The organism is Phenylobacterium sp. RIFCSPHIGHO2_01_FULL_69_31, from assembly GCF_001824475.1.
In the GTDB taxonomy this organism is placed as follows: domain Bacteria; phylum Pseudomonadota; class Alphaproteobacteria; order Caulobacterales; family Caulobacteraceae; genus Phenylobacterium.
The window spans coordinates 291,638-306,187 of the sequence record NZ_MHXN01000007.1; the positions used below are offsets into that span (position 1 = coordinate 291,638).

Here is a 14,550-nt window from a genome sequence, read left to right on the forward strand (position 1 = left end):
GGCCCACATCCGCGCAGTTGGAACCACGAGGGTGTGGGTATGGGCGACTTGGTTGATGCACGCGGCTACTTCTGGTGGGCTGATGAGCCGATCCCCGAGGGGAACTGGGCGCCAGAAGGGCTCGCAACGGGACGCCTGACGGTCAGCGAATCCGGCCTAGCCGACCTGGCGCTCGACATGCCTCTGCCGCGGCTTCCGGGCCCTGGACGGATGGCGATCGCCTTCGAACAGGAGCTGCCGCACTCCGCCATCGTCGGCGTGCTCGCCGGCACGAACGAACGCGTGCGGCTGTGGGCGCTCATCAAGAATGGTTCGAAGCTTGCCGCAAGGGGGCCGTCCCACGAAGGCTTCATTGCGCAGAGGTGCCTGATTGGCCTGGCGTTGCCGGAGGGTGAGGAGCCGACGTTCGACACGCTGCTCTGTTCACTTGAGGGCTACGAGAACTGGCTGATCGCTGAGCATATCGAGGTGACACAGAACGATCGTGGGGCGACCGCGGCCTATGCCCGGCCGGAGCCGGTTACCTGGTCCACACGACGCTTTGAGGTCGTCCTGAGGCGCAGCCTTCGCGGCACGGGACCGGGCAAGCAGACGAGGATCGAATGGACCGAGACGGCCGACCTCGAGTTCAGGGGTGAGCCGATGGACGTGGAAGCCGCTCTCGAACTTGCCGGTCGCATCGAGGATCTGATGATCCTCCTCACCGACAGCGAGCGCGGGATGGCGTTCCCGCGGGTCATCACCGGCGTCGGCGCGCCCGCGCGCCTCTTCTACGCGCGCGGCCACCGGAAAGACGCCGCGGTGCGGTGGAACGACTGCTGGGCAAGGTTCCCACAGATCCAGGACATCTTCGGGACGCTGGTCGAGGCCTGGCTCGACGGACACGAACGCTTCGGGCCCGGCTTCCATCTCTACCTCGGCAACCGGCGCGTGGCTCAGAGCTACCCCGAGTTTCGGTTCGCGAGCTTCATGTGGGGCCTCGAGGCGATGCACCGGCGCGACGCGCCCCCGGCAGAGAACCCGAACCTGGTGGAAAGGTCGGCCGGATTCTGAGTGACATCAAGCTCGACAAGGATCGAAAGTGGGCGAAAGGCAAGCTGCCGGTCACAGAGGAGCCGTCACTTGGCACGCGTCTCTACGAGGTGCTCAAGGACCTGCCGATCGGCCTGACGTCGGCCGAACTCACCGCATTCGCCACGCGGTGCACAAAGCGGCGCAATGACGTCTCCCACTTCGGCGGCGCCCGCGACGGAGCCGGCTACGACGAGTTCCTAGAGGATATCGAAGCCCTGAATGGCGCGCTGGATCTGCTCTACCATGCGCGGATCCTGCAGCTGATCGGCCTGCCGCCCGCAGATCTTCGATGGTGGTTTCTCGAGGGCTTCCGGGAGTACCAGATGCGTTTGGTACTCCAGCGCGCCGGCTTCAGCCTGCCAGACAACGGGCGAGCGAACCGCGAGTAGCTCGTCGCGCAGTGCGAGGGTGAAAGCGGGGGCGGCTAGGATTTCCGCCGCAGGGGTCTCTGCGGCTGTGGAGGTCCGGAGTCGGGGTCGACCTCCTTCAAGTCATCCCACGGCGGGGAAATCAACGCGGCCTCGTAATCTGCGCGGGCCATCACATCGCCGATGTCGCCGTCGGACACGTGCGCCCGATCCTGGCCCTTCACGCGAAACAACCCTCGCCAGATCGGCACGCTCTCGCCCCCGCGGTTTCAAGACGACTCGGTCTGACGTCCCAAGTCTCCATACGGTCGCCCGAGCCCGTGCGTCGACCATTCCAGCGCCCACGCGCGCCCGCACAAGAGCGAATTCAGCACCCAAGCGGGGCGGGCGCGACTGACACTGCATCGTCGTGGCTTGACCGCCCGCTCAGACTAGCCCGGCGAGCGCACGACGCACAATGGGGTCGCCGTCGGCCCGCCAAGATGACCCAGGCCGGACACCCGCGGCCGCGTGTGTCGGGCAGTACGGCCCATCGGCGGGCCGTCCACAGAAGCTGAAGTCCGCCGCCTTCGGATCGCCGATCGGCCATTTGCACATGTGCGCCCGAAGGCCCGTGAGGTCCGCAATGAGCCCGGGCCCTTCCGGCACGGCGGCTACAGCCGGGGCGGACGCCCGAACCTGAGGGCGCGTCACGGTAGCCATCTTGGCGGGGCGCGGCCTGCGTGGCGTCCGGCCACGTGGCGTCCGGCCCGGGCGAGAGGCCGTCGCGCGGCCGCTGAGACCGAGGCGGTGGACCTTGCCGATGACGGCGTTGCGGGTGACCCCGCCGAGCCGCCGTGCGATCTGCGCGGCGCTGAGGCCTTCGAGCCAGAGGGTCTTGAGGGTGGTGACGCGGTCGTCGGACCAGGTGGGGAATTGGGTCATGGGGACCTCCAGGCGCGCTCCGATCGAGCGCACCCGGTCCGTCCCTTCCTCCTACCTCAGACCGCCTTGGGCAGGACCGACTGCGGCGGCCATTTCTCCAGGATGGCGCTGAGCACGGCCGGCTGATCCACCGGCACGAACACCCGCGGCGTGTAGGCGATGATCTCGACGAAGCAGCCGAGCGCCGTGAAGACGTGGCGCTGGCCGCCGGCGCCCACGACCTCGATCCGATAGCGATCCATCACCTTGGCGCGGCGCAGCCAGAGGCCACCCGCGAGACAGAGCGCCGTACCGTCCTCCAGGAGGAGGCGCGCGACCTGCTCCGGATCGCCATAGGCCTGCGCGACCTCCGAAAGGCCCAGGGCCACCTTCAGGGCGGGGACCTGGCCGGGATCGAGTAGGCGGCCGAGCCACCGGCGGCCGTCCGGCGCCTTCAGCCGGCGGACGGAGGTCCCCTTGTCCGGCAGGTGGGTCCAGATGGGCAGCAGGAGGCCACAGACCAGCACCAGTTCGCGCGCGATCCAGGGATCCGCATCGGCCAGTTCCGCGTCCCAGGCGGCGCGCCAGGTCGCCTCGTCGACCCCGTCCCAGGCCGACTCCTCGAACCCCTTCAACGAGGCGATGGTCCGCTTTTCCGGACGGATCAGTCGCACCGCCGGGATCAGCCGGTCGTCGTCGTCGGTCGTGGTGAGCCCGCGCACGACCAGGGCCGCCCGGCCGGACTTGCCGTTGCGAGCAAAGGTCAGGCTCTCGCGGTCCAGGCCGAGCAGCGCGTCGTCGGCAGAGGTCAGCGCGCGCCGGGTGCGGACCTGGAAGCGCAGCAGTCGTGTCTCCGCGCCGGTGACGGCGTCGGTGCGGATCACCTCCTCGTCCTGCAGCACCACATTGTCGCCGACGATGTCCTCCATGCCTCGGTCGAGCCGCCCCGATTGCGCCGCCCGCTCGAGGATCGACGACAGGAGGGCGTCGAAGGCCCCGAAGAGGGCGTTCTGGTCGGCGATCCGCAGCGCCAGCAGCCGGTTCAGGAAGGTGTTCATCGGCGGCAGGTCGTCGGACGACTTGAGCTCGCCCTCATGGTCGAGCAGCCGCAGGCCGGTCTTCGCCTCGAACGTCTCGCGATCCATGGCGTCGACCTCGCCGAAGTGGAGGGCGACGTAGAAGGCCTGCAGCGCGCGGTGCGCCCACGGGCTCTCCAGGTTGTCCTCGGCGCGGAAGAGGCCTGCGCCGGCGGTGCGTCGCTCGCCCCGGGTCAGCGCGCCCAGGCTGTCCAGACGCCGCGCGATGGTCGAGAGGAACCGCTTCTCGCCGTGGATGTCGGTGGTCACCGGGCGGAACAGCGGCGCGCACGCCTGGTTGGTGCGGTGCGAGCGGCCGAGGCCCTGGATCGCGGCGTCGGCGCGCCAGCCCGGCTCGACCAGATAGTGGACGCGGCGCTGCTGGTTCGGAGTCCCGAGGTCGGCATGGTAACTCCGGCCCGTGCCGCCCGCGTCGGAGAACACCAGCACCCGTTTGCGACCCGCCATGAAGGCGTCGGTCTCGGCCTTGGCGGCCGACACGCTGCGGCGCTCCACCACGCGGCGGCCGCCGCGGGTGACGACGCGTCGTCCGCGCCCGGTGATCTCGGCGACCCGTTCGGTTCCCAGCGCCTCGATCACCGCGTCCAGCACACCTGAGACGGCCGGCAGGCCCGCGAGATGGGCGACGAGTTCGTCGCGCAACCGCAACGCTTCCTGGCTGACCACGGGTCGCCCGTCGGCATCCGTGACCGGAACCAAGGTGACGTTTCCGTCCTCGTCTTCGACGGCATCCATGGCCATGATCGGGAAGGCGCCCATCAGATAGTCGAGCACCTGGTCCTTCGGCGTCAGATCGACGGCGAGGTTGTTCCACTCCTCCGGCGGGATCTCCGCCAGGCGCCGTTCCATCACCGCTTCGTTCGTCGAAACCACCTGCACCACGGCGGAACGCCCTGCGATGAGGTCCTCGCGGATCGCAGCGATGAGCGAGGGCGCCTTCAACCCCGCCAGCAGATGGCCGAAGAACCGCAGCTTCGCCCCTTCGAACGCCGAGAACACTGCCGAGGCGGCCTGACCGGACTTCGGCTTGCCGTCCTCGGTGACCCCGACCGCGTCCAGGGCGGCGCGCAGGTTGCGGTGGATCAGCTGGTAGGCGTCCGCCCAGGCGTCCCAGATGGCGATATCGTCGGCGCCGAGCGGATGGCGGAGCGCGTCGTATTCGACGCCATCGAAGGCGAGCGAGCGGGCCACATAGAGGCCCATCGCCTTCAGCTCCCGGGCGATGAGCTCCATCACCGCCACCCCGCCTGTTTCGACGGCGTCCATGAACCCGTCCCGGGTCGGGAACGGCGCTTCCGGTCCGCCCCACAAGCCGAGCCGGGCCGCATAGGCAAGGTTCTCCGGCGTGGTGGCGCCGGTCGCCGACACATAGAGGATCCGGGCGTTGGGCAGCCGGTTCTGCAGGGCAAGGCCCGCCAGACCCTGCTGCGAGGCCTTCTTCGGGCCCCGCGCGCCCTTGCCGCCGCCCATGGCGTTGGCCATGGCGTGGGCTTCATCGAAGACGATCACGCCTTCAAAGTCCGCCCCCAGCCAGGCCACGACCTGGTCCAGGCGGGAGGGGCGGTCCCCTCGCGCAGGTCGGCGCAGCGTCGCGTAGGTCGTGTAGAGGATGCCGCGCTCCAGGCGGATGCCGTCGGCCTGCTTCCAGGCCGATTGGGGGGTGATGTCGGCGGTGGTCCCGCCGATCGCCGTCCAGTCTCGGCGCGCGTCCTCGAGCAGGGCGTCGTTCTTCGACAGCCAGACCGCACGGCTGCGCCCCTGGGCCAGGTTGTCGGCGATGATCGCGGCGATCTGCCGGCCCTTGCCGCAGCCGGTGCCGTCGCCCAGGAAGAAGCCCTTGCGGAAGCGCACTGCGCCCGGCTCGTCGTCCTTGACCAGAACCACTTGGTGCGGAGCCTCGCCCAGCCGCCAGGCGCCCGGCAACACCTGGGCGTGGGCCTCGCCGGCATAGACCACCGTCTCGAGCTGGGCCTCCGAGATCCGCGCCTGGTCCAGCACCCTGCGCGGCAAGACCGGGCGATAGGTCGGCGCCGGCGGCGCGACCGAGGCCATCGGTCCGGATTCCACCAGCGGCGACGGATGTGGCGCGCTCTGCGGCAGACGGATTCGGCCCAGCCGGTAGGCCTGGTAGAGGCCGACATCGTGACCCTCGCCGGACCAGGGCGCGGAATCGTAGTCGACCGGCGCGGTGTCCGCGAGGAAGGCGAGGCGTCCGCCCGGGCTCGCCAGCGCCCGGGCGCGCGGGGCGAGCAGGGCGCTGCGGTCGAGGGTGCGGAACTGGCGCGGCTGCGCGCTGGGGCGTGGCGCGACGCCCGCCGCGAGCCCGGCGGCCTCGGCGAGCGTCTCGGCGTCGCGAACCTCCGGGACGCCGCCCTCCGCGTCGCCTCGGTCGACGACGAGCAGGCCGGTCTCCACCGAGGTCCCGTGCTTGGCGTAGGCGCGCTCCGGGAAGCGCAGCCGCAGGGCCATGCGACCTCGCGCGGCGAGGCCTCGCATCGCGGCTGCGTCGTCGAACACTCGCGCCGGCACGATGGCGGCCAGACGGCCGCCGTCCGCCAAGGTCTCGATTGCGGCGTGCAGATGCGTCTCCAGATGCTGGAAGGGCGGATTGACCAGCGCCACGTGGAAGCCGCCCGAGCCTGGCGCCAGGTCGGCGAGGTGGGCGGCGTCGTGGCGTGATCGTGTCGCCGCCGGGAACAGCGCGTCGAGAAGGGCCGCGCGGCCGGCGGCGCGCTCGTTCAAGGTCAGGGTCGCGCCACAAGCTTCGGCCAGGATGGCCAGTAAGCCGGTGCCGGCGGACGGCTCCAGCACCCGGTCGCCCGGGCGCACATGGGCGGCCAGAACGGCGAGCGCGCCCAGCTGGGGCGGCGTCGAGAACTGGTCGAGTGCGACCTGCTCCTCGGAGCGGCGCGTGTGGGTGAGGCCCAGCGCCGACAGGTTGGCCAGCAGGGCGGCGATCTCGGCCGGGGCGTCCTCCAGCCGCCCGATCTGCAGCGAAAGCCGGCGCAGTTGCAGCACCAGCGCCACCTCGATCGCGTCATAGGCGTCGCGCCACAGCCAGGCGCCTTCAGCGTCCGAGGCGCCGTAGGCGGTGGTCATCACCCCGGCCACCAGTTTGCGGTCCAGGACGCGCGAGCGGTTGAGATGCGGTGTGAGCGCCCGGGCGGCGGCCAGCAGATTGGCGGAGCTCTCGCCGGCGGGATCCCCGCCAGCAGTGAAGAGGGGCAGCAAGGCGTTCATGGGCGGAGGTCCAGCTCACCCGCCGCGGAGGGCGCCTCCCTCCAGCTCCGACGGGCTCGCCCGACCGCCCCCTCGCTCCCCCTCCAGAAGGACGGCGCCCACCCGGAGCGACCGGATGGGCGCCGTCAGTCCGACGGGCGTCGCGGAGGGAGGCGGCCCCATTGAAGGGTCTGCCGCAGAGCGCTCCAATCGTGCCCACGCGGGGCCGCGCCGGCTCCTCGGCGCGGGGACCCCCGACGTTCGCGACGGGCACGCCCGCCGGACGGTCGGTCAGGCCGCCAGCGGCGGCGCGGTGTCGGCTTGCCCCTCCGACGTATCCGTCGAGGGTTCGGCCGTCCCATCCGCCGTCGCCTCGCCGGCCTCGTCCGAAGCCTCGCCCTCGGCGTCGTCGGGCGTCGTGCGGTCCCAGGAGAGGATCGCGGGCGCCCATTGCCGTTCGGCGGCCGCCTCGGCGACGAAGGCCACCAGGTCGTCCTTCTTCAGCGACTTGGCCCGATCGTCTTCGACCTGCATCTCGTCGAGCAGCGCCAGGAGCTGCTTCTTCGAGTGCACGCCGAGGAAAGGCTCGTCGGGCGTCCAGTGGGCGGCGATCTCGGCCCCGCAGAGCGCGGCGATTTCGGCCGCTTCGGCCCGGGCGGCGTCGCGGAGCGATGTCGTGCGGCTTTCCCGCAGGTCCAGGCTGATGGCGGTGAGCTCGGCGAGCAGCGCCATCTTCTCCCCGTGCGGCAAGGTCTCGACCCAGGGGATGGGCCGCAGGCCAGAGGCCTTGTAGGCGCTGCGTCGCGCGTCAAGGCGGGTCCGCACCTCACCATCGAGGACCGTGACCGGGGCCATTCCGGGTCGGCCGTAGCGCATCCCGAGGATTTGCACAGCCGAGGTCCCAGCACTGCTCGCCGAGTGCAACGCAAGCTGTTTGAACAGTTGCGCCACCAGGACGGTCAGGGCGACGGATGGGTCGTCCGCCAGATCGCGGATCAGGCCGCGGGTCGCCAGATCGGTCCGGGTCTCGTGCAGGACGTGGCTCACGCCTTCCACGTCCACGTCGGCCTTGGGCGCCTCCACGTCGGCGCTCGACCGGCCATAGCCGCCCACCGCCTCCTCCGACTCGTCGTCCTCCTCTTCGATGTCGTCGGGCAGCGCCTCCACCGGCAGGGGGACCGAGAAGAACGTGGCCGCGACGCCGAAATCGCCGGCGCCCGGGGTGATCAGCACCGCGCCGATGCGGCTGCGGGTCAGCGGGGCGCCGGCCTGGACGGCCAGGGCGTCGATCAGCGGACAGAGCGCCGCGGGGGTCTCGTCGGCCGCCAAATCCAGACCCTGGAGCTCGCCGACGATAGCGCCGATCCGGTCGCGGGCGGCGGCCAGGGCGGCGCGTTGCGCGTCGGCGAGGTCGCGCTCGTAGACATAGCCCAGGCGGGAGAACCCGTCCGGCGCCGCGTATCCGCCCTCACGGCCGATGAAGACCTCGAGCCCTCCGGCCTGCAGGTGATCGACGATCGGCTGCACGCGCTCGCGCCAGGCGGCCTGCAGGATGTCGGGGTCGAGGAGGGCGTCCGGCAGTTCCCCGAACAGGTCCGAAGAAATCCGACCGCCGGCCGAGATGTAGCGCTCGCGGCCGACCAGGACGAACCGCTCGTCGTCGACGGTGGCGCGGCCATTCTCGACCACGGCGCGCAGCTGGTAGTCGTGGAAGTAGCCGTCCAGCGCGGTCTGGGCGATCTCCTTCTGCTGCGCCTTGTCCGGCAGCCGCGCGAACAGGCGGACCTGCTTCAGCGTCAGCTTGCCCTGGCGCAGCGCCTTCAGGACCAGCGGATCGACGGCGGCCAGGGCTTCGAGCCGCTTGATCTCCAGCTCGGCGTAGCCCAGGGACCTGGCGATCGCCGCGGTGTCCATCTTGGCCTTCCGAAGGCGGCCGATGGCGATGATGACGTCGGCGATGTGGACCGGCGCGTGCTCGGTGTTGGGAAGCAGGATCGCCGCGGCCTGCTGCGCCTTGGTCTCGGCCAGCAGGCACTCGACCTCATAATTGTCGGTGATGTCGCCCCGGTCGCGCAGCAGCAGGAGGCCCATGCGACGGCGCCTGCCGTCGAGGGCCATGTGGGGCTGTTCGCCCTTGCGACCCGGCCGGACGATGGGCGGGATCACCACGCCGGCGGCCAGCAGGGTGTCGGCGAGCTGGGAGACGTCCTCGTCGGCGGGTTCGGCATAGCGAAGGTTCTCCTTCGCCAGGCCGAGATCGCCCAGGCGCACGACGATGCGCTTCATCGGGACGGGGCCGGCGGCCGGTTCGGGGACTGCGGAAGCAACTTCGGTCATCGAGATCAGGCTCCTGCGCCGGAGCGAGGGTCATCCTGCCCCCGGGCGCACCCCACCGGTCCCTTGCTCCTCCTCCCCGCCCGCTCGGCGTCGCGCCCCGCAATCCACCAATCGTTCCAATCGCCGAAAGCGGGCGGTGGACACCGAATCTCCGCCTCGACGCCAAGCCGCAGCAGCCCCCGCCGCAGGGTCGCGGCCGAGGCCTCGCCATCGGCGCCCCGGTCGGCGGCGATCAGCACGCGACGCACGCCCGGCGGCGGCGTCCATCGGCGCAGATTGCGGGTGGAGAGCAGCGCCCATCCGGGCAGGTCGAAGCGCGCCATGGCCGAGAGGGTGGTGAAGACGCCTTCGGCCACCAGCAGCGTGGCGGCCGCCGGCGCGAGCCGCACAGCGCTGCCGGGCGGCAAGACCCCGATGGCCTTGCGTGGCGTCCGGACGACGGCGCACCGCGCCCCGGCCGTGGTGAGATAGGTGAGCTCCACCGCCGTCAGGAGGTCGTCCGCCGATCGCACCGCACAGACGAGGGCCGGCCGCGTGAAGCGGCCGCCGCCATAGACCGACACCGGCGCCGCGGCATGGCTGCGCAAGGCCCAGGGCCGGCCCAACGCTTCGGGCGCGCCGCGGGCCATGCAGTACCGTCCGGCGGGCGCGGCGGCGTGGAGCTCACCGCTCCCGAGCCAGAGGGCCTCGGCGAACGCCCGTCGCTCCAATCGCCCCGGCGTCGGCGAGGCCGCGACGCGGCCGGCGGACCGCCCGTCACCAACGAGGACGCCGGAGGCGTCGATGAGGCCGCGGGCCAGGAGGTCGGCGCGGACCTCCTGCCAGGACGCGGCGCCGAAGCAATGGATCACCAGCCGTCCGTCCGCCACGAGCAGGGAAACCGACCGGTCGGCCAGGCTGTGGCCAGGGGCCGGGATATTGGCGCGACGCCCGCGCGCATACACGTCGCCGCCCACCGCCTTGGCGATGGCATAGAGGGTCATGGGGGATCTCCGCGATTGCGAGCGGCTCCGGTGCGGGTGGCGCCTGCGCGCCCCGCCACTCCGGCCGTCAGCTCACGGAGCCCTCCCTCCATCCCCCTCGAAGATCATCCGGGCCTCCGCGCCCGGTGCGTCGCCCGGCCTGGACGCCCTGGGCTTGTCGTTTCGGGATCGGCGTTTCATGAAGGCCCGATGGCGACTTCGCTCGATCAGGCGCTGCTCTATTTCGTCGACCTTCGCTTGCAGGTCCGGTCCGCGCCCGAGGCGCGCGCGATCGTTGACCGCTGCCTGAAACTCCTGACGACGGCGCGCACCGCCGATGCCGAGACGATGGCGCGGCTGGAGGCGGAGGTGGAGGTCCTGCGCCAGGACCTGCTGCGGCGGCTCGGCCCCGCAAAGACCTTGAAGGTCCACTGAGAACGCCGCCTCAGAGTGGGGCCACGACCTGCACCGCCAGCACCGGCCGGTCCGGATGGTCGCCGTGGCGTTGGGTCCGCAGCTCGCCGATCACGGCGATCTGATGCTCGGTGGCGAGCGCCACCAGGCGGTTGAACTCCGACACCGTGGCCTCGATCTCGGCCGCCAGCAGGCGCGGGTCGATGGGCTGCGGGATGGGCATGACTTCGCCTAGATGATTAGTCCTCGAGGACGGAACACCCCGGGGATGGTCCCCACCAACTGTACAGCAGCCTGCGGGATAAGTTCGAGATCCGGATAGGCCACAGCAAAGCTGTGCATTCAGGTCCGGCTGGCGGACGCCAACACCAACCCAGGCTTCGGTCCGCGTCGACCTGCTGGCCGTGCTTAGCCCTTGGACCGGATTTGACTCCATGGCGACCTTCGGAAGGTCAGCTTCTCGCTCGATGGCAGAAGCTTCGGCGCCTGTCCTAGGCGGGCAAATCCCGTACCTAGATCCGGATAGTTGCCGCCCGGCCTGACGCCAACAGTCAAGGTTTGTGAAAAACCGCAAGGAGCCAGCCGCGTAAGATCGAGGCTACCACTGCCGTTCGCGACGACGTCGGGCCCCGGCCTCCGTGATGCTGTAAACGTTTCTATGCGTTTTTCGCGCAGAGAGCGCGACATAACGGCGAAAGTGGCCGCAACTAGAACTCCTAGTCCGCAGCTCTGCGGTGCGGGCGATTGCGCCGTCGGGTCGCCATGCTAGTAGCGTAGCTTTGTTCAGTGGGTCGGGGGCGCGCCGAATTTGCATGTGGGTGACACAGCGCTTGCCGCGGTGATCGTGAGTTTCGAGTCCGCCGCACTGGGCGCCGGCTCCTGGATAACGGCCCTTGAGGGGCTTGCTTCAGCTACCGGCTCCAAAACCGGCGAACTGATCGGACTCGGCTCGGACGCGGCGGTCCCGTTCAACCTGTTTACGGGCCTCGCACCGGAGGCGCCTGCCGAGTTCTTGGCGGCGAATGGAGGCGACATCCGGGTCAACTCGCGGGTGCGCGTCGGCGGACGGGCGCCTGAGTTGACGATCCTGGACGAGAGCGCTTTCACCACTGAAGCGGACGGCCGCCGCTTCACCGCGTACGGCGACTGGATCCGCCGCCACGATGTTCCGTTCATCTGCCTCAGCCCGTTGATCCACAACGAGAACTTGACGGTCGGTCTGAGCGTCGGGCGCAGCCGCCGGCAGGGCAACATCACCGACGAGCAAAAGCGGGCCTATGCGCTGATGGCGCCGCACGTGCGCGCCGCCGTACGCACCCAGATGAGTCTGGAGAGCCACGGCGAGCGGCTGCTCGCGGGCGCCCTGGAGTCGGCCGAGATAGCCGCCTTCGTCTGCGACGCCGCCGCCGGGGTACGGCTGATGACCGGCAAGGCCGAGGCCGTGGTGGCGGCCGGATGCGCCCTGGGCCTGCGCGGCGGACGGCTGCGCGCCCGGCGCGATGCCGATGATCGGGCCCTCCAGCTCGCGCTCCAGCGCGCGGCGGCGCCAGATCGCCGCGCCGGGCAAGTGGCGCAGTCGATCCTCGTGCTGGGCCAGGGCGCCGAGCGGCTGGTAGTGCAGGTCGATCCGCTGCCGGCCACCGACTGGGGCCTCGCCATCGCGCCCAAGGTGTTGGTGGTTGTGCGCAGCGCCTCGACGCGGGCGGTGCCGATGCACGTGCTGCTGGAGGCGTATGACTTCACCCCCACCGAGGCGGCCATCGCCCTCGACCTCGCCGCCGGCCGCAGCCGCGAGGCGATCGCCGCCGCCCGGCGCGTCTCGCTGGCCACCGTGCGCCAGCACATCAAGGCGATCCTGCAGAAGGCCGGCGTCAGTCGCGAGGCCGAGCTGGTGCTGGCGATCAAGGCCCTGGGCTGAGCGAGGCGCCGGCCGCCACTACCAGATGGTAGGCGAGGCGACGCTCGATGCGTGGTTACTCAACGGTGAACGGCGCGGGTCGCCGCAGGGGTCGCAGGGGGCGATCTCAGGATGTCGCTAGGGAATTTCATGTCGCTCAAAGTCATCGCGGGCGCCGCATTGGCGTTCGCCGGTCTGTTTTCGTCGGCGGCCCAGGCCGCGGTCACGCTCAACAAGTTCTACAATGCACAACTGTATGAGTCCGCCTTTGGCGAACATGTGACCAGCGCGCGCTCCGACACCTTCAATCTCAGCTCGTACCTCTCCGACGCCTCGGGGAACGAGTACCGCATCACATCTGCCACCCTCTCGATTGCCGGATATTCCGATCAATACTTCAATTACAATCGGTCATCCAACGCGATATACTACAGCGAAGGCCACGAAGTCATAAACGGTACGAGCTACTACGTACGAACGCGAACCGACCCCAATTATGTCTGGCGCGACGATATCGCGGACACCATGGAGATCGAAACTTCGGCCGCGCTTGGGAGCACCGCGGCCTCACAACAGAAGATCAGCCAGCTGAATCTCGTGGAATACTTTTCCGACTTTTCCTTTCCCAACAACCTCTATCGAGTCCGTGAATACCGATACGAATCGGCCATCTACGGCGCGATGAACTTCTCGTCGACGGTCACGAACGCGGACCTCCTTGGCTTGAACGAAGACGGCCAGCTCGACTTCACCGTCACGGCGACGCTCGGCCAGTTCCGGCTGCGAGGCGCCAGCCTCACGTTCGAGCGCGAACTGATCCCGGCGACTGCCGCGCCCGAGCCCGGCGCCTGGGCGCTCATGATCCTGGGCTTCGGCGGGGCCGGCGCCGCGCTGCGCCGCAGACGCGCCGCCGCCATGAGCTGATCCCCACTCCGCCGGCGCCTCCAGCTGCGGCGAATGCCGCGGCTTCGGCATCCGGTCCGAGATGTGGCGGCAGAGCAGGTAGAAGACCGGCGTGACAGGCCGAAGACGGTCGCGCCCACCATCCCGAAGAACACGGCCGTCCCAAGCGCCTGGCGCATCTCGGCGCCCGGACCGCTCGCGATCACCAGGGGCAGCACGCCCACGATGAAGGCGAACGAGGTCATCAGGATTGGCCGCAGGTGCGTGTGCGCCGCCTCCACCGCCGCGTCCCAGCGGCTGCGGCCCCCGGTCCTCGCCCTTCGGCAGGGTCACGCTCTCGTACTGGGCCACCAGCAGCAGGAAGACGAACTCCACCGTCAGGCCGAAGGCGATCGGGCCGGTTCGGCTGGAGATCTTCTCCTGGTAGGCCGGTTCGGTCCATTCGTGGCCGAAGCCTTCCGGCAGGTGGTCGTTGGCCAGCTTCTCCACCGCCGCCAGCGACTCGCCTCGCCCGACGAATAGCCAGGCTTGGTGTCGCCGCGCAGCTCGGCCGCCGGGAACAGGTTGTAGCGCACCACGCGATAGGGCCCACTGTCGTCGCGTACGGTCGAGACCGACCGGAGTTCCGGGGACACACTCGGAGTTCCGGGGACACACTACCGAATTGACACCTGCCGACGCCGCTGCCCAGTGATGGCGGCCGGGGTTCCGAATCATGTGACCCAGGCGCGGCGGCCGCCGCCAGCAGACCTTCGTCGGCGATGACCACTACACGGCCTATCGTGACCTGCTGGCCGAGGGCTGCCGCGCGGCGGGTGACGAGGTGTGGGCTACTGCCTGATGCCCAACCACGTCCACCTGATCCTGGCGCCCTCGGACGAGGGCGGGCTGCGCGCGGCGCTGGGGTGGGCGCATCGGCGCTATTCCCGGCGGGTGAACTTCCGCTAGGGCCGGCGCGACTACCTCTGGCAGGGGCGGTTCGCCTCGGTCCCGATGGACGAGGGGCGTCTGCTGGCTTGCGCGCCGTATGTGGAGTTGAACCCGGTGCGGGCGCGACGACGGCGCGCGTGGCGCCGCTGCTGGATCGTGCAGGCGATGGGCGGCGTTCCTGGCCGCGGTCTCTGCGAGGCCGAGCACCGCGCGATCCGCGCCGGCAAGCGCACGGGCCGACCGCTGGGCTCCGCTGAGTTCGTGAGCGAGCTGGAACGCCGCCTGGGCCGCGGGCTGGCGCGCCCGAAGGCCGGGCCGGAGGCAAAGGCTGAGAGTTAAGCGTTGTGTCCCCGGATCTGTGCGCCAGCACATCAAGGCGATCCTGCAGGAGGCCAGCGTCGGTCGCGAAGCCGAACTGGCGCTTGCGATCAAGGCGCTGGGCTGAG

At 70.2% G+C, this 14,550-nt stretch carries 11 protein-coding genes and 2 pseudogenes; 6 read left to right on the top strand and 7 right to left on the bottom strand.

Translation table 11 applies throughout. From position 1 onward, the window contains the following. Positions 1–39 precede the first annotated feature (39 nt). Complete coding sequence (locus A2790_RS05295; protein WP_293388429.1) at positions 40–1,053, top strand: hypothetical protein; 1,014 nt, start codon at positions 40–42, stop codon at positions 1,051–1,053. Next, positions 972–1,463: a HEPN domain-containing protein gene (locus A2790_RS05300; RefSeq protein WP_363080426.1), complete on the top strand. Its 492-nt coding sequence runs from the start codon at positions 972–974 to the stop codon at positions 1,461–1,463. The genes A2790_RS05295 and A2790_RS05300 overlap by 82 nt, the downstream gene beginning before the upstream one ends. Positions 1,464–1,868: 405 nt before the next feature. On the opposite strand, the gene A2790_RS05305 is transcribed toward A2790_RS05300, so the two are convergent. From A2790_RS05305 to A2790_RS05320, 4 genes are all read right to left on the bottom strand, one after another. Further along, a complete protein-coding gene (locus A2790_RS05305; RefSeq protein ID WP_068878834.1) occupies positions 1,869–2,366 on the bottom strand; it encodes a GcrA family cell cycle regulator in 498 nt (165 codons plus the stop codon). 56 nt (positions 2,367–2,422) lie between these two features. Next, positions 2,423–6,682: a strawberry notch-like NTP hydrolase domain-containing protein gene (locus A2790_RS05310; RefSeq protein ID WP_068878833.1), complete on the bottom strand. Its 4,260-nt coding sequence runs from the start codon at positions 6,680–6,682 to the stop codon at positions 2,423–2,425. A gap of 270 nt (positions 6,683–6,952) precedes the next feature. After that, complete coding sequence (locus tag A2790_RS05315) at positions 6,953–8,998, bottom strand: chromosome partitioning protein ParB (RefSeq protein WP_293388435.1); 2,046 nt, start codon at positions 8,996–8,998, stop codon at positions 6,953–6,955. A gap of 5 nt (positions 8,999–9,003) precedes the next feature. After that, on the bottom strand, positions 9,004–9,981 hold the full coding sequence (locus tag A2790_RS05320; RefSeq protein ID WP_293388438.1) for a toprim domain-containing protein: 978 nt from the start codon (positions 9,979–9,981) through the stop codon (positions 9,004–9,006). 189 nt (positions 9,982–10,170) lie between these two features. Here A2790_RS05320 and A2790_RS05325 point away from each other — a divergent pair, with 189 nt between their 5' ends. Then, positions 10,171–10,395: a hypothetical protein gene (locus tag A2790_RS05325; protein ID WP_293388441.1), complete on the top strand. Its 225-nt coding sequence runs from the start codon at positions 10,171–10,173 to the stop codon at positions 10,393–10,395. A gap of 10 nt (positions 10,396–10,405) precedes the next feature. On the opposite strand, the gene A2790_RS05330 is transcribed toward A2790_RS05325, so the two are convergent. Continuing rightward, on the bottom strand, positions 10,406–10,597 hold the full coding sequence (locus tag A2790_RS05330) for a hypothetical protein (protein WP_293388444.1): 192 nt from the start codon (positions 10,595–10,597) through the stop codon (positions 10,406–10,408). Positions 10,598–11,188: 591 nt separating this feature from the next. Between A2790_RS05330 and A2790_RS05335 the strand changes: the two genes are divergently transcribed. Next, positions 11,189–12,292 (top strand): LuxR C-terminal-related transcriptional regulator, encoded by a 1,104-nt coding sequence (locus A2790_RS05335; protein ID WP_293388448.1) that lies wholly within the window; start codon positions 11,189–11,191, stop codon positions 12,290–12,292. A gap of 129 nt (positions 12,293–12,421) precedes the next feature. Then, entirely contained in the window at positions 12,422–13,195 is a 774-nt protein-coding gene (locus A2790_RS05340; protein WP_293388451.1) for a PEPxxWA-CTERM sorting domain-containing protein, read from the top strand. A gap of 155 nt (positions 13,196–13,350) precedes the next feature. Here the strand turns inward: A2790_RS05340 and A2790_RS05345 are convergent. Both A2790_RS05345 and A2790_RS05350 read right to left on the bottom strand, forming a co-directional pair. Continuing rightward, a pseudogene (locus A2790_RS05345) lies at positions 13,351–13,455 on the bottom strand (efflux RND transporter permease subunit); the annotation flags it as partial. A gap of 100 nt (positions 13,456–13,555) precedes the next feature. Then, positions 13,556–13,891 (bottom strand): annotated as a pseudogene (locus tag A2790_RS05350) (hypothetical protein); the annotation flags it as partial. A gap of 378 nt (positions 13,892–14,269) precedes the next feature. On the opposite strand from A2790_RS05350, the gene A2790_RS05355 reads away from it, so the two are divergent. Next, the gene (locus A2790_RS05355; RefSeq protein ID WP_293388454.1) at positions 14,270–14,443 is read left to right on the top strand and encodes a hypothetical protein; all 174 of its coding nucleotides are present in this window, start codon (positions 14,270–14,272) and stop codon (positions 14,441–14,443) included. The last annotated feature ends 107 nt before the right edge of the window (positions 14,444–14,550 follow it).

Bases quoted from the DNA above. Each gene is read 5' to 3' on its own strand.
- A2790_RS05330 (WP_293388444.1), bottom strand. From the start codon at position 10,597: ATGCCCATCCCGCAGCCCATCGACCCGCGCCTGCTGGCGGCCGAGATC.
- A2790_RS05315 (WP_293388435.1), bottom strand. From the start codon at position 8,998: ATGACCGAAGTTGCTTCCGCAGTCCCCGAACCGGCCGCCGGCCCCGTC.
- A2790_RS05305 (WP_068878834.1), bottom strand. From the start codon at position 2,366: ATGACCCAATTCCCCACCTGGTCCGACGACCGCGTCACCACCCTCAAG.
- A2790_RS05310 (WP_068878833.1), bottom strand. From the start codon at position 6,682: ATGAACGCCTTGCTGCCCCTCTTCACTGCTGGCGGGGATCCCGCCGGC.
- A2790_RS05320 (WP_293388438.1), bottom strand. From the start codon at position 9,981: ATGACCCTCTATGCCATCGCCAAGGCGGTGGGCGGCGACGTGTATGCG.
- A2790_RS05355 (WP_293388454.1), top strand. From the start codon at position 14,270: ATGGGCGGCGTTCCTGGCCGCGGTCTCTGCGAGGCCGAGCACCGCGCG.
- A2790_RS05325 (WP_293388441.1), top strand. From the start codon at position 10,171: ATGGCGACTTCGCTCGATCAGGCGCTGCTCTATTTCGTCGACCTTCGC.
- A2790_RS05340 (WP_293388451.1), top strand. From the start codon at position 12,422: ATGTCGCTCAAAGTCATCGCGGGCGCCGCATTGGCGTTCGCCGGTCTG.
- A2790_RS05295 (WP_293388429.1), top strand. From the start codon at position 40: ATGGGCGACTTGGTTGATGCACGCGGCTACTTCTGGTGGGCTGATGAG.